Origin of the sequence: Salmonella sp. JXY0409-18 (assembly GCF_020268625.1) — a bacterium.
GTDB lineage: Bacteria > Pseudomonadota > Gammaproteobacteria > Enterobacterales > Enterobacteriaceae > Salmonella > Salmonella enterica.
On the sequence record NZ_CP084216.1, the window covers coordinates 1,396,323 to 1,410,846 of the forward strand.

Annotated in this window: 12 protein-coding genes; 5 read left to right on the forward strand and 7 right to left on the reverse strand. The window is 51.6% G+C overall.

The window, feature by feature from the left end; translation table 11 throughout:
• Positions 1-36 precede the first annotated feature (36 nt).
• Positions 37-1,239, reverse strand: coding sequence for a nucleoside permease NupC (gene nupC, locus LDB27_RS06570; protein WP_000376342.1), 1,203 nt, complete (start codon positions 1,237-1,239; stop codon positions 37-39).
• Positions 1,240-1,581: 342 nt separating this feature from the next.
• On the opposite strand from nupC, the gene LDB27_RS06575 reads away from it, so the two are divergent.
• On the forward strand, positions 1,582-2,823 hold the full coding sequence (locus LDB27_RS06575) for an Nramp family divalent metal transporter (protein WP_000131734.1): 1,242 nt from the start codon (positions 1,582-1,584) through the stop codon (positions 2,821-2,823).
• Between the two features lie 60 nt (positions 2,824-2,883).
• On the opposite strand, the gene ypeC is transcribed toward LDB27_RS06575, so the two are convergent.
• Together ypeC and mgrA are read right to left on the reverse strand one after the other, a co-directional pair.
• A complete protein-coding gene (gene ypeC, locus LDB27_RS06580; RefSeq protein WP_000490091.1) occupies positions 2,884-3,210 on the reverse strand; it encodes a DUF2502 domain-containing protein YpeC in 327 nt (108 codons plus the stop codon).
• 113 nt (positions 3,211-3,323) lie between these two features.
• Positions 3,324-4,322: an L-glyceraldehyde 3-phosphate reductase gene (mgrA, locus tag LDB27_RS06585; protein WP_000640283.1), complete on the reverse strand. Its 999-nt coding sequence runs from the start codon at positions 4,320-4,322 to the stop codon at positions 3,324-3,326.
• A 179-nt stretch (positions 4,323-4,501) separates the two neighbouring features.
• Between mgrA and LDB27_RS06590 the strand changes: the two genes are divergently transcribed.
• Entirely contained in the window at positions 4,502-6,154 is a 1,653-nt protein-coding gene (locus LDB27_RS06590) for an alpha-keto acid decarboxylase family protein (RefSeq protein WP_001180876.1), read from the forward strand.
• 19 nt (positions 6,155-6,173) lie between these two features.
• Here LDB27_RS06590 and LDB27_RS06595 read toward each other — a convergent pair whose 3' ends face one another.
• Positions 6,174-7,409, reverse strand: a complete 1,236-nt coding sequence (locus tag LDB27_RS06595; RefSeq protein WP_000468928.1) for an ion channel protein — start codon at positions 7,407-7,409, stop codon at positions 6,174-6,176.
• Positions 7,410-7,612: 203 nt separating this feature from the next.
• Here LDB27_RS06595 and glk point away from each other — a divergent pair, with 203 nt between their 5' ends.
• Positions 7,613-8,578 carry a glucokinase gene (glk, locus tag LDB27_RS06600; RefSeq protein ID WP_000170372.1) on the forward strand — a complete coding sequence of 322 codons (966 nt, stop codon included), beginning with the start codon at positions 7,613-7,615 and terminating at the stop codon, positions 8,576-8,578.
• A gap of 721 nt (positions 8,579-9,299) precedes the next feature.
• Positions 9,300-10,538, forward strand: coding sequence for an alanine transaminase (alaC, locus tag LDB27_RS06605; protein ID WP_000763118.1), 1,239 nt, complete (start codon positions 9,300-9,302; stop codon positions 10,536-10,538).
• A gap of 49 nt (positions 10,539-10,587) precedes the next feature.
• On the opposite strand, the gene ypdK is transcribed toward alaC, so the two are convergent.
• A complete protein-coding gene (gene ypdK, locus LDB27_RS06610) occupies positions 10,588-10,659 on the reverse strand; it encodes a membrane protein YpdK (RefSeq protein WP_010723117.1) in 72 nt (23 codons plus the stop codon).
• Positions 10,660-11,061: 402 nt separating this feature from the next.
• Complete coding sequence (gene lpxP / locus LDB27_RS06615; protein WP_000484431.1) at positions 11,062-11,982, reverse strand: kdo(2)-lipid IV(A) palmitoleoyltransferase; 921 nt, start codon at positions 11,980-11,982, stop codon at positions 11,062-11,064.
• Between the two features lie 521 nt (positions 11,983-12,503).
• Between lpxP and LDB27_RS06620 the strand changes: the two genes are divergently transcribed.
• Positions 12,504-12,746 carry a YfdY family protein gene (locus LDB27_RS06620; protein ID WP_000639889.1) on the forward strand — a complete coding sequence of 81 codons (243 nt, stop codon included), beginning with the start codon at positions 12,504-12,506 and terminating at the stop codon, positions 12,744-12,746.
• Between the two features lie 249 nt (positions 12,747-12,995).
• Here LDB27_RS06620 and pgtP read toward each other — a convergent pair whose 3' ends face one another.
• Entirely contained in the window at positions 12,996-14,387 is a 1,392-nt protein-coding gene (pgtP, locus tag LDB27_RS06625) for a phosphoglycerate transporter PgtP (RefSeq protein WP_000955744.1), read from the reverse strand.
• Positions 14,388-14,524 lie beyond the last annotated feature (137 nt).

Below are 14,524 nucleotides of genomic sequence, written 5' to 3' on the forward strand. Positions count from 1 at the left end.
GGGGATAGCTCCCCGGTTTTTACATTAAACGCAGACTTACAGTACCAGCGCCGCGATAGAGGCGGACAGTACGCTCACCAGCGTAGAACCGTAAACCAGTTTCAGACCAAAACGGGAAACCACGTTGCCTTGCTCTTCGTTCAGGCCTTTAATCGCGCCCGCAATAATACCGATGGAAGAGAAGTTCGCGAAGGATACCAGGAAGACGGACAGGATACCTTCTGCACGCGGAGAGAGAGTGGCGGCAATTTTCTGCAGATCCATCATCGCCACGAATTCGTTGGAAACCAGTTTGGTCGCCATGATACTGCCCACCTGCAGCGCTTCGCTGGACGGCACACCCATTACCCATGCAACCGGGTAGAAGATGTAGCCCAGGATGCCCTGGAAGGAGATGCTGTAACCAAACCAGCCGGTCACGGTGGCGAACAGGGCGTTCAGGGCCGCGATCAGCGCGATGAAGCCGATCAGCATCGCCGCGACGATAATCGCCACTTTAAAACCTGCCAGAATGTACTCGCCCAGCATTTCGAAGAAACTTTGGCCTTCATGCAGGTTCGACATCTGAATATTTTCTTCGCTGGCATCAACGGTATAGGGGTTGATCAGCGACAGTACGATAAAGGTGCTGAACATGTTCAGAACCAGCGCTGCGACCACATATTTAGGGTCCAGCATGGTCATATACGCGCCCACAATAGACATGGAAACGGTCGACATCGCCGTTGCAGCCATGGTGTACATGCGGTTACGGGACATTTTGCCGAGGATATCTTTATAAGCGATAAAGTTCTCAGACTGGCCGAGGATCAGCGAGCTGACGGCGTTAAAAGATTCCAGTTTGCCCATACCGTTTACTTTGGACAGCAGGAAACCAATAGCGCGGATGACCACTGGCAGAACACGGATATGCTGGAGAATACCGATCAACGCGGAAATAAAGACAATCGGGCACAATACTTTCAGGAAGAAGAACGCCAAACCTTGATCGTTCATACTGCCGAAGACGAAGTTTGTCCCTTCGTTGGCAAATCCGAGCAGTTTTTCAAACATCTCGGAGAAACCTTTTACGAAGCCAAGGCCAACATCAGAGTTCAGGAAGAACCAGGCCAGTAGCACTTCGATAACAAGTAACTGAATGACATAACGAATGCGAATTTTTTTACGGTCACTGCTAACCAGCAGTGCGAGTACCGCAACAACGGCAAGCGCCAGGACAAAATGAAGGACGCGGTCCATATTTGCTCCAAATATGAGGCAGGTTTAATTTTCGTGCACATTCTATGCAACAGCCGTAAAGAAAACGAGATCCAACACACACTATAATAAGGACCTGTGACGAGATTCAAAATTAGTGATCTGTAATACACTTTTACTGTACTGAATATGAAAATGAAAAGTTATATCAGTGTGCTAATCTTGTAATGTTAAGCCAAACTGTTCTGATACAGGTCGCCATCGTATCGGTCTATCGTTTCACACTATCAAAGTAATCACCCGTACCCATTGAAATGCACTTGATAATCATTATCAATAAACATAGCATAAAACATAGCAAAGGCTATGTTTTTGAGGCAAAAGATGACTGACAATCGCGTAGAGAATAGCAGCGGACGGGCGGCGCGCAAGCTACGGCTCGCATTAATGGGACCTGCGTTCATTGCCGCGATTGGTTATATCGATCCCGGTAACTTCGCGACCAATATTCAGGCCGGCGCCAGCTTTGGCTACCAGCTACTCTGGGTGGTGGTCTGGGCGAACCTGATGGCGATGCTGATTCAAATCCTTTCGGCAAAACTCGGAATCGCCACGGGCAAGAACCTGGCGGAGCAAATTCGCGACCATTATCCGCGCCCGGTAGTCTGGTTTTACTGGGTACAGGCGGAAATCATCGCGATGGCCACCGATTTAGCTGAATTTATCGGCGCGGCAATAGGTTTTAAGCTGATCCTGGGCGTCTCTTTATTACAGGGCGCGGTATTGACCGGTATCGCGACGTTTCTGATTTTAATGTTACAACGCCGCGGTCAAAAACCGCTTGAAAAAGTCATCGGCGGTTTACTGCTTTTTGTCGCCGCTGCTTACATTGTGGAGCTGTTTTTCTCTCAGCCTGATATGGCGCAGCTCGGAAAAGGAATGGTTATCCCGGCGCTACCGAACCCGGAAGCCGTATTCTTAGCCGCCGGCGTGCTTGGCGCGACGATTATGCCGCACGTGATTTATCTGCACTCGTCATTAACGCAGCATCTGCACGGCGGAACGCGGCAACAACGGTACTCAGCAACGAAATGGGATGTCGCTATTGCCATGACGATTGCCGGTTTTGTCAATCTGGCAATGATGGCGACCGCCGCGGCGGCGTTTCATTTTAGCGGCCACACTGGCATCGCCGACCTCGATCAGGCATACCTGACGCTGGAACCGTTACTAAGCCATGCGGCGGCAACGGTGTTTGGTCTTAGTCTGGTAGCGGCAGGGCTTTCCTCCACCGTGGTAGGGACTCTGGCGGGGCAGGTGGTGATGCAAGGGTTTGTCCGTTTTCACATTCCGTTGTGGGTACGGCGCACCATTACCATGCTGCCCTCATTTATTGTGATTTTGATGGGGCTGGACCCTACCCGAATTCTGGTGATGAGCCAGGTGCTGCTGAGTTTTGGTATTGCGCTGGCGCTGGTGCCGCTCCTGATTTTCACCAGTAACGCTACGCTAATGGGCGAGCTGGTGAACACGCGGCGGGTAAAACAGATTGGCTGGATAATTGTCGTGCTGGTCGTCGCCCTGAATATCTGGTTGCTGGTTGGAACGGTAATGGGATTGTCATAAAGACAGAAAGATAGCAGGCCCGATGCGTGGGCGTCATCGGGCTATTATTCAGCAGGAGGCTTAGTGATGATGTTTGTGACCCCGGCCTCGCCCACGATGATCGTCGCGATCGCGCCAGCCTTCCCGATAACCGCGTTCATACGCTTTACGCTTATCCCAGCCGCGATGATAGCCGTTGTCATGACGCCACCAGCGATTTTTACGCCATTCATAATGGTTGTGCCAGTAATCACGGTCGCGCCAGCGACCACCGTCCCAGTAGTTACCGTAATCATCGCGATCGCCAATCTGTAATTTTATTGAGGGCAACAGGGTGATTTCGCCCGCATTCGCGGCAAGCGGTGTAAAAGCCAGCAAGGCTGCCGCCAGAATCAGTGACCTGAACATACTTTCTCTCCTTCACGATCGAGCCGTCGCCGGCCTGTTAATGCAATATTACAAAGCAGTAAAGATTTGTTTCATCGCCTTAACTCTTAAATCATGAAGGAGAGCATTTTTTGCTAAAACCGGCCCTCCAGAATAGCGTCAATTTCTGCACATTCCGCCGCTGAAAAACGGCGATTGGCCAGCATTCCTACGGCGTCTTCGATTTGCGACGGTTTGCTGGCGCCAATCAGTACCGAGGTAACGTTATCGTTACGCAGCACCCAGGCGAGCGCCATCTGAGACAATTTTTGGCCCCGTCGCGCAGCCAGTTCATTCAACTGGCGAACTTTTTCCAGTTTGTCGGCGGTAATCTGTTCTGGTTTAAGGAAACGGCTTCCGCTCGCCGCGCGGGAATCTTCCGGAATGCCATTCAGATAACGGTCAGTGAGCTGCCCGCCCGCCAGCGGCGAGAAGGCAATACTACCGACGCCTTTTTCCTGCAACAGCGCCAGCAGCCCGTCCTCTACCCAACGCTCAAAAAGCGAATATTTAGGCTGATGAATCAGGCAAGGCGTGCCGAGATCCTCCAGAATATCGATAGCTTGTCTGGCCAGATCGGCAGGATAGTTAGAGATCCCCACGTACAACGCTTTGCCCTGGCGCACAAGGTGATCTAACGCTTTCATCGTCTCTTTAAGCGGCGTTTCGGGATCGGGACGATGGTGATAAAAGATGTCGACATACTCCAGCCCCATACGTTTCAGGCTTTGATCGAGGCTGGCGATAAGGTATTTCCGTGAACCCCAGTCGCCATAAGGGCCATCCCACATGGTGTAGCCCGCTTTGGTGGAGATGATCAACTCATCGCGCCACGGTAAAAAATCTTCCTGCAGAATGCGGCCAAAATTGCATTCTGCGGAGCCCGGCGGCGGCCCATAATTATTGGCGAGATCAAAGTGGGTAATGCCCAGATCGAACGCGCGTTGCAGCAGCGCCCGGCTATTTTCTACCCGTGTCGCATCGCCGAAGTTGTGCCATAACCCCAGCGAAATGGCGGGAAGTTTGACGCCGCTGCGCCCGCAGCGACGATACTCCATTGTGTGATAACGATTTTCATCGGGCTGATAAATCATGACCTTTCCCCCTGTGGCGTGAATAAATAGTGTATACGGTTACACTCGCCAGGCGGTATCCGGATTTTACTGTTCGCCGCTGTAAACATTGTTTTCCAGGCTTTCATCCCCGTCGTGCTGGACAGCCATCGCCATTCCTTAATACTCAACATAATGTCAACGTCAGAAGGAAAGCTGTCATGCAAAACCCCTATACCGTGGCCGACTATTTGCTGGACAGACTGGCAGGATGCGGCATTGGCCATCTTTTTGGCGTACCGGGCGATTATAACTTGCAGTTTCTTGACCATGTGATTGACCACCCGACCTTGCGTTGGGTGGGATGCGCTAATGAGCTGAACGCCGCTTATGCCGCGGACGGTTATGCGCGCATGTCGGGCACTGGAGCGCTACTCACCACCTTTGGCGTGGGAGAACTTAGCGCTATTAACGGTATCGCGGGCAGTTACGCGGAATATGTCCCGGTCTTGCATATCGTCGGCGCGCCCTGTAGCGCTGCGCAGCAGCGTGGCGAATTGATGCACCATACCCTCGGTGACGGCGATTTTCGTCATTTTTATCGCATGAGTCAGGCGATATCTGTTGCCAGCTCAATATTGGATGAACAGAACGCCTGTTTCGAGATTGACCGTGTATTGGGTGAAATGCTTGCCGCACGCAGGCCAGGATACATCATGTTGCCCGCCGACGTGGCGAAAAAAACGGCCATCCCGCCTACGGAGGCGCTGGCGTTGCCCGTGCATGAAGCGCAAAGCGGTGTGGAGACGGCTTTTCGTTACCACGCCCGTCAGTGCCTGATGAACAGTCGGCGCATTGCGCTATTGGCCGACTTTCTTGCCGGGCGTTTTGGTTTACGACCACTGTTGCAGCGCTGGATGGCGGAAACGCCCATCGCTCATGCGACACTACTGATGGGGAAGGGGCTTTTTGATGAGCAGCACCCGAACTTCGTTGGCACCTATAGCGCAGGCGCCAGCAGCAAAGAAGTGCGTCAGGCCATAGAGGACGCCGATAGGGTTATCTGCGTCGGCACCCGTTTTGTCGATACCCTTACGGCCGGATTTACCCAACAATTGCCGGCGGAACGCACGCTGGAGATTCAGCCTTACGCGTCGCGCATCGGCGAAACCTGGTTCAACCTCCCGATGGCGCAGGCGGTGTCTACGCTGCGCGAACTGTGCCTTGAATGCGCTTTTGCGCCGCCGCCGACGCGTTCCGCCGGACAGCCAGTGCGGATTGATAAGGGAGAACTGACCCAGGAAAGTTTCTGGCAAACTTTACAGCAGTATCTCAAACCCGGCGATATTATCCTTGTCGACCAGGGGACCGCCGCTTTTGGCGCTGCCGCGTTGTCGCTTCCTGACGGTGCGGAAGTTGTGGTTCAGCCGCTGTGGGGGTCTATCGGCTATTCCTTGCCCGCCGCGTTTGGCGCGCAAACCGCCTGCCCCGATCGGCGGGTGATTCTGGTTATCGGCGATGGCGCGGCGCAGCTCACGATTCAGGAGATGGGCTCGATGTTACGCGACGGGCAGGCGCCGGTCATCCTGCTGCTCAACAATGACGGCTATACCGTAGAGCGCGCCATTCACGGCGCGGCCCAGCGGTATAACGACATCGCGAGCTGGAACTGGACGCAGATACCACCGGCGCTAAACGCGGCGCAACAGGCGGAGTGCTGGCGGGTGACGCAGGCTATCCAACTGGCGGAGGTCCTCGAACGGCTGGCGCGCCCACAACGTCTGTCATTTATTGAAGTGATGTTGCCAAAAGCCGATCTGCCGGAATTACTGCGTACCGTGACCCGGGCGCTGGAAGCCCGCAACGGGGGATAATGGCCCCCGCTGCGCCGGATTAGGGTTCGTGACGGTTGGCGGCCAGCAACGGTTTTCCCGCCAGCAATAGCCAGGCGGGGAGCATCACAATGCAGAGCAGCGGCAGCAGATTGGTATCCGGTACGACAACTGCCGCCATAAACAGACTGAGCCAGCCATCACGCGTCACTACCAGCACTAAGCCAAGAATCGCGCAGGAGACGGTAATCGCCGCGGGTACGGCCTCAACATGAGCATGGAGCATGAGCCCCAGCGCCGCGCCGATAAACACAGCCGGAAAAATGCGCCCGCCGCGAAAGCCGCTCGCCGCCGCGATGACCAGCGCGGCGAGTTTGACGGCGGCTAAGGTAAAATAATCTCCCGCGCCCAACGTCTGGCTAAACGCCATTTGTTGCATTTCGTCCAGGCCTTTAAACAGGGTAAGCGGCCCGCCAATGACGCCCAGAATACCCAGTATAAAACCGCCAATGCCGAGAATCAGGACCGGATTTTTTAGTCGGTGCAGCAACTCATGCAGACGCGGAAGGCACCAGACGGCGACCATCCCTGCAGCAATGGCGATCGCCGCGACGATCGCTCCGCTGGCAATGTCCACCAGCCGCATCTGCGTGTAATGGGCGATGGGTAACGAAAAATGCGGATGAAAGAACAGGCTGGTAGTGAGTGACCCCGCCGCTGCCGCCATTAACGGCGCAAACAGGCGATCCCACATGGGAATATCGTTAGAGCCGCTAAGGGTTTGCGAAAAAATCAGCGCTGCGGCGACGGGCGTGCCGAATAGCGCGCCGATGGTGCCCGCTGAGGCCAGAATCGTCCAGTCTAACGCCGTGATACGCGGAAACAGGCGGGAACCGAAAGCCGCCGCCAGCGCGATATTTATTGTCATTATCGGATGCTCTGGCCCCAAACTTACCCCACCAGCAAGGCCGATGATTAAGGCGAGAAGCAGCCCGGGCAGCGCAGATGGCGAGACCGGCATACTGATTAACGGTTCGATGGCCGGATCGGGGCCAGCGTGTCCGGGACTGTAACGGATAATCAAACCCACCACGATCCCGGTTAGCGTGAGCATACCCACTATCCAGAACGGCGAATCATAAGCGATGCCGATGCTGGCGGGCAGTCGTTGCCAAAGAAATTGCTGAAAAACCGACGCGACTTTCATCGAGGCGATTAAAACCAGGCTTGACGCTACGCCAATAATCAGTGCAGGGAGCGACAGCAGCAGCATCGTTCGGGCACGCGGGTGGAACATAATCTCTTCCTTACACGGGGTCGTATACCTATTTTGCACAGCCTGCCCGACGGCATTGCTGCAATTGGTGCTGAAACAAGAAAGTAATTCTGTGATGAAGATCTATATTTATAGGCAGTCAGCCTGATGGCCGTTGTTGTTATGCCCCCATGAATTTACAGTGTGACAAAGACTTATTTTGACTTTAGCGGAGCAGTAGAAGAATGACAAAGTATGCTTTAGTAGGAGATGTAGGCGGCACGAATGCGCGTCTTGCCCTGTGTGATATCGCCAGTGGAGAAATCTCGCAGGCCAAAACGTATTCCGGCCTGGATTATCCCAGTCTTGAGGCCGTGGTGCGCGTTTATCTCGATGAGCATAGCGTCAACGTGGAAGATGGTTGTATCGCCATAGCCTGCCCGATTACCGGTGACTGGGTAGCGATGACTAACCATACCTGGGCTTTTTCTATTGCGGAAATGAAAAAAAATCTCGGCTTTAGCCATCTGGAAATCATCAACGATTTCACCGCCGTGTCGATGGCGATCCCGATGCTGAAAAAAGAGCATTTAATTCAGTTCGGCGGCGGCGAACCGGTAGACGGCAAACCTATTGCGGTGTATGGCGCGGGAACCGGCTTGGGCGTGGCGCATCTGGTGCATGTGGATAAGCGTTGGATTAGCCTTCCGGGCGAAGGCGGGCATGTCGATTTTGCGCCTAATAGCGAAGAAGAAGCTATGATTCTGGAAATATTGCGCGCCGAAATTGGCCATGTTTCCGCCGAGCGCGTGCTGTCTGGCCCGGGGCTGGTGAATCTTTACCGGGCGATTGTTAAGTCCGACAACCGTCTGCCGGAAAATCTGCGCCCGAAAGATATTACCGAACGCGCCCTGGCGGATAGCTGTATCGATTGTCGCCGCGCGTTGTCGCTCTTTTGCGTCATAATGGGGCGATTTGGCGGCGACCTGGCGTTAACCATGGGGACATTTGGCGGCGTTTATATCGCTGGCGGTATTGTCCCGCGCTTCCTGGAATTTTTTAAAGCGTCCGGCTTCCGTGGTGGCTTTGAAGATAAAGGCCGCTTTAAAGATTATGTACACGGTATTCCGGTCTATCTGATTGTCCATGATAACCCTGGCTTGTTAGGTTCCGGCGCGCATCTGCGCCAGACATTAGGTCATATTCTATAAGCCAGATGGTGGCATAAACGCCTTATCCGGCCTACAAAAGTGTGTCATCTGTAGGCCTGATAAGCGCAGCGTCATCAGGCAATTAATCATTCTCTTGCCAGTCTCAAACCGCGTGCCTCACGCGGTTTTTTTCATTGCCGTTCCTGTGCATGAATGCTTCAACTGTCTGAATTATTTCACTTTACTCTTGCTGAGCGAAAGGTCAAACACCAGCGCGTTGAGTCATCACGTCATGGCGGTTAGTCAGGCGAAAACAGGGATTTATTTTATTATACGTACCCGGTTCGCTGCCTTATTTACGGTTTCATCGCGGCATCTTGCCGGAAAGGATCTTTATTTTCGGGGAAATGTCCCTGAAAAACACCGCAATATGACATGATTGAATACCATTATCCTTAGTAAGGATTTTGGTTAAAGAGGAAAAACCACAAAATCAAAAGGGGATTATTTGAGATAAGGTTTATTGACAGGAAATTATCGTCGGCTGTACCGCTTTAGGTAAATTCAAAGATATCAATTTGTTAATAATATTGTTTTTTTTGATGCTATAACGACACGCTTAAAAAGTAAATTTTTACTGTTGTTCCTCTTTTTCGTCGCTAAAAAATATTTTCATTAGCCTCTCGACAGGAAGAAAATTTTCAGGCTATTTTCTAAAGGAGCCACCATCGTGGCAGCGTCGCTCGGACGGTCCGGGCGCTAACGTTAATCTGAGGATATTATGGCTGACTTCCGCCCTGAACGTCGCTTTACGCGTATCGATCGCCTTCCGCCCTATGTTTTTAACATCACCGCTGAACTCAAAATGGCTGCGCGTCGGCGCGGCGAAGATATTATTGATTTCAGTATGGGTAATCCTGATGGCGCAACCCCTCCCCACATTGTCGAAAAACTTTGCACCGTCGCGCAGCGTCCGGATACGCACGGTTATTCCACGTCTCGCGGCATACCGCGCTTACGCCGCGCGATTTCTCACTGGTATCAGGAACGTTATGATGTCGATATCGATCCGGAAACCGAAGCGATTGTGACCATCGGTTCCAAAGAGGGACTGGCGCATTTAATGCTGGCGACGCTGGATCATGGTGATACGGTACTGGTGCCGAACCCCAGTTACCCGATTCATATCTATGGCGCCGTTATCGCCGGGGCGCAGGTGCGTTCGGTTCCATTGGTAGAGGGGGTGGATTTCTTCAACGAGCTGGAGCGCGCTATTCGCGAAAGTTATCCGAAACCGAAAATGATGATTTTGGGTTTTCCGTCTAACCCTACGGCCCAGTGCGTCGAACTGGAATTTTTTGAAAAAGTGGTCGCTCTGGCTAAACGTTATGATGTGCTGGTAGTGCACGATCTGGCGTATGCCGATATCGTGTACGACGGCTGGAAAGCGCCATCCATTATGCAGGTGCCTGGCGCGCGCGACGTGGCGGTCGAATTTTTCACACTGTCGAAAAGCTATAATATGGCGGGCTGGCGTATTGGGTTTATGGTGGGCAATAAAACCCTGGTCAGCGCGCTGGCGCGCATTAAAAGTTATCACGATTATGGCACCTTTACCCCACTTCAGGTGGCGGCTATCGCCGCTCTGGAAGGCGATCAGCAGTGCGTGCGCGATATTGCCGAGCAGTATAAACGTCGTCGCGATGTGCTGGTGAAGGGGTTGCATGAGGCGGGCTGGATGGTTGAAATGCCGAAAGCCTCAATGTACGTCTGGGCGAAAATCCCGGAGCAATATGCGGCGATGGGGTCGCTTGAGTTTGCCAAGAAGCTGCTGAATGAGGCGAAGGTTTGCGTTTCTCCAGGGATAGGCTTTGGTGACTATGGCGACACCCATGTACGCTTTGCATTAATAGAGAATCGCGATCGCATTCGCCAGGCCGTCAGAGGGATTAAAGCGATGTTCCGCGCCGATGGCGTGCTGCCGTCACATCCAAAACCCGTTGAGGCGAGCACGGAGTAGAAAAGCAAACAGGAGCCCCATGGCTCCTGTTTTTCTTTGCATTGTACTTTTAAATCATCAGGGCGAAAGTACCGGCCCAAACGATGACCATAAATGAAATGCCCATAAAGAAATATTTCACGTTTCATCTCTCCGCGTACCTGTCGTACGCCTAAATGAACTTACACTTACCTGATTATAGAGAGTTGATGCCGGACAATACGAAATTGAGAATTATTCGTGTTTCGACCGCCTGCATCACCTCAGAATTCTGCGCGTCATCGCTCCAGACGGCGCTAATGTACGCCTAAAAATGAGGTGAAACAAGAGGCATTTTCTTATTTACTTTTAGTAACTTACAAGTGTCGGGAATCGGCGACAGTTTAATTTCTGACAGTGATGAATCGCTATTGAGCGACGCCGCCGACACAGTAAAAAAACGCCTGTAAACAGGAGACTTATCGCTAAAAGCAGGAATGAGTAATTTACGATGTGAATATTATGGCAATGCGAAATGACAAAATAAAAGGCCTTGCGGCCTTTTTCAGATGTAGAGTGACGCTTCTCCCAACGGGCGAGTCTTGAAACGGCGATGAATCCAGAGATATTGCTCCGGGGCGCGCATGATCTCTTTCTCAATAATTTTATTCATATAGGCAGCGGCTTGATTTTCATCTGCCGGGTAACCTTCCATTTCAGGGGTAATATACAGACGATAACCCGAGTTATCGGATTTCCTGACCATTGTAACGGTCAACATGGCGGCACCAGACAGCCTGGACAGTACATAGGTGCCGTTGGTGGTGGCGACGTTTTCGACCGCGAAAAATGGCGCAAAGGAGCTGCCTTTAGGGCCGTAGTCCTGGTCGGGAGCAAACCAAACGGCTTCCCCTTTTTTTAGCGCGCCCACAATGCCGCGCAGATTGTTTCTGCCGATCATCGCTTTATTTGAGCGCATACGACCGCGCGTCTGCACCCACTCCATGAGCGGATTGTTATGCGGACGATAGGTCGCCATCATCGGCTGGCAGAGACCCATTACCCGGCCTCCCAATTCCAGCGACATAAAATGCACGCCAACGACCATTACGCCGCGATTTTGCGCCTGCGCACGGGTAAGGTTATCCAGCCCGTCCACATCAAACCATTTGCGAACCCGGCTATCAGGCCAGAACCAGGCCATGCCCGTTTCAAGCAGCGCCATGCCAAGAGAGTGGAAATTCTCGGCGATCAGTTTTTCCCTTTCTTCCCGGGAGAGGGTCGGAAAACAGAGTTCAATATTTTTCTGGGCGATCGACTCACGTCGCTTCAGGAAGGGGCGCGCCAGTTTACCGGTGCGGGTGCCCAGAAAACGCAAAACCGGGTAGGGAAGCTGCACCAGTAACCAGAGGACGCCAACGCCAAACCACGTCAGCCAGTAGCGCGGGTGCAAAAACGCGCGTGAAAATTTGCTTTGAGGAAACATAAAATACCTTCTGTAGATACGAAAATAATGTATCGCAGAAGAGTCATTATCCGCAGCGGTACACTCTGAAATACGCATCATCCTTCAAGTTGCGTTCGCTTATCCGAAGCACTTACTTGAGTAAGCCCATCAGGGTAACTTGAATGATTTGCGTATAGTTAGGCCATCATGTACGACAATGGTTCCCGTAAGGAGTGTAAAACTAAGTCAGTACTAAACCACGAGGGCATGAACGCCAGGCAGGCTAATGTACCACCAGTTATTTACTCGCGCCCAGAAATTCTTTATCAAGAAGCGTAAATATTTCTTCCGTAGCAAAAATAAGCTAATCATTATTTTTAATGCATTGTTTTTACAGTAATAATTTTATTTCAGACGAAGGTTATTGAAAAATGATTAGAAAAATAAAATGTGAGATAAATGTTATGGAAATGACGTGCTGATAAGGTTTATCTTAAAGGAGAAGTGAGAGGGACTGTAAGGCTATATGGAAGCCTTGCCATAGACAGGAGGTATTATAGATGATCTATTTATGGACATTTCTTGCAATAAGTATACTTGCCGTGAGTGGCTATATCGGTCAGGTGATGGGGGCTTTTTCTGCGGTTTCTTCTTTTACGGGAATGGTTATCCTTGCCGCGCTGATTTATTTACTCAATGTATGGCTGCAGGATGGCGATGACATCGTTAGCGGATTATTGCTTTTTCTCGCACCGGCATGTGGGTTAATTATTCGCTTTATGGTGGGATACGGTAAGCGTTAGTCAGTAGATACCCTTCATACTTCAAGTTGCTTATGTGTTGGCTACGGATTACTCGACCCATCCATGGGCCTCGCCCTGACGGGCCGTCGCACGCGACGTTCAAATCTGCTCCCGGCAGATTTGTCGCTCACCCCAGTCACATCGTTATCTATGCTCCTGGGGACTCACTCCCTTGCCGCCTTTAAGCAACTCGAATTATTTTGGGTATATACGATGTCGGCGCTTCTGTTCCCCGGGAAGGCTAATCGTTTATTGCGCGTCCGCAAGCTGCAGCGAGTCCTGATTATGTAACGCATTCTGGCGCTGACGTTCCAGTTCCAGCGCGCCGCGATGGGAGAGGTAACAGAATAGAATGCAGCATACGATACCGCCCATCAGAAGATAAAATCCGCCGTACCAGCCCAGTTTATCCACCATGACGCCAAACAGGCTGGTGCCCAACGAGGCGCCGAAAATATAGCTCATGAACCCACGTAATCCGACGGCGGAACCTACGGCAAAGCTGGGGACTATCTCCATTGTCTGTACGGACGCGAGGAATTGCGGGACGTAAATCAGACAACCTACAATGGCGGCGAAAATCGTTACCATCAGCAAAGATTCACTTTTCCAGTATCCGATCAGACAGACAAAAATCAGCGCCATGCAAATCATGGCTAACGGCATTCTGCGGCCCTTAAACAGTTTATCTGACAGCCAGCCTGCCAGTAGCGTGGAAGGAATCGCCGCCCACTCGAAAAAGAGAAACGCGACGCTCATCTGTTCTTTTGAAAAGTGTTTTACTGTCAACAGATAGATAGGCAACCAGCTAATCATGCCAAACCGCACCATATAGACGAAGACATCGACCAGCGAAATATACCAGGCATTTTTATTGCGCAGCACATAAGTACAGAAGATTTGCCATGCGCTCATATTTTCCGGCGCTTTTGCCGTATTCTTCGTTTTCAGTATGACTTTTTCTTCCGGCATCATCTGTTCCAGGGAGGGAAGACCTTCTTCGCGCGGCGAACCTTTTCCCAATACCAGAACAATTAAGGCAAAAATGACGGCGACGCAGGCCGGAACGATATAACTGGCGCTTTGCCAGTGTTCGCTGCCCAATATCGCAAAAGCCGCACCGACGATAGGCGCGACGATCCCGCCGCCAACGTTATGCGAGATATTCCAGAAGGCGCCTACGCGTCCGCGCTCCCGACGAGGGAACCAGTTTGCAATAGTAATAAACGAGGGGCCGACGCCCATGCCCTGAAAAAGGCCATTGAAGACCACCAGAGCGGCAAATATCCAGAATGCGCTACTGAATCCCAGCCCAACGTTAACAATCGCGCAGAGTACCAGACCGCACGCCATGAAGACTTTTGGACTGGCTTTATCCGCCAGACTGCTCATTACGCCTTTACTGATTCCGTAAGCAATAAGCATACAGCTACTCAGCAGGCCGATTTGCGTAGCGCTGAGATCCAATTGCTCTTTTAAATAAGGCGTCGATAATGTGAAGTTGTTTCTGACTATATAGTAAGCGAGATATCCCAGAAATACGCTTAACAATGCCTGTATACGATATCGACCATACGTAGCCTGGACTTTTTCCGGTGGGACTTTATGCGCCGATTGCCCTGTTTTTAATATTGTTAACATGGAGTCACCTGTATTTTATAGTGAGATGAACATCAGGAGGTTTTGTCGGTAGAGTGAAAGGAGTGACAATAAAATTCAAGTCGAAGAAATGTGTCAAAATTGACTCAATTGGGTGAATTTAAAGGTTATTTTTGACC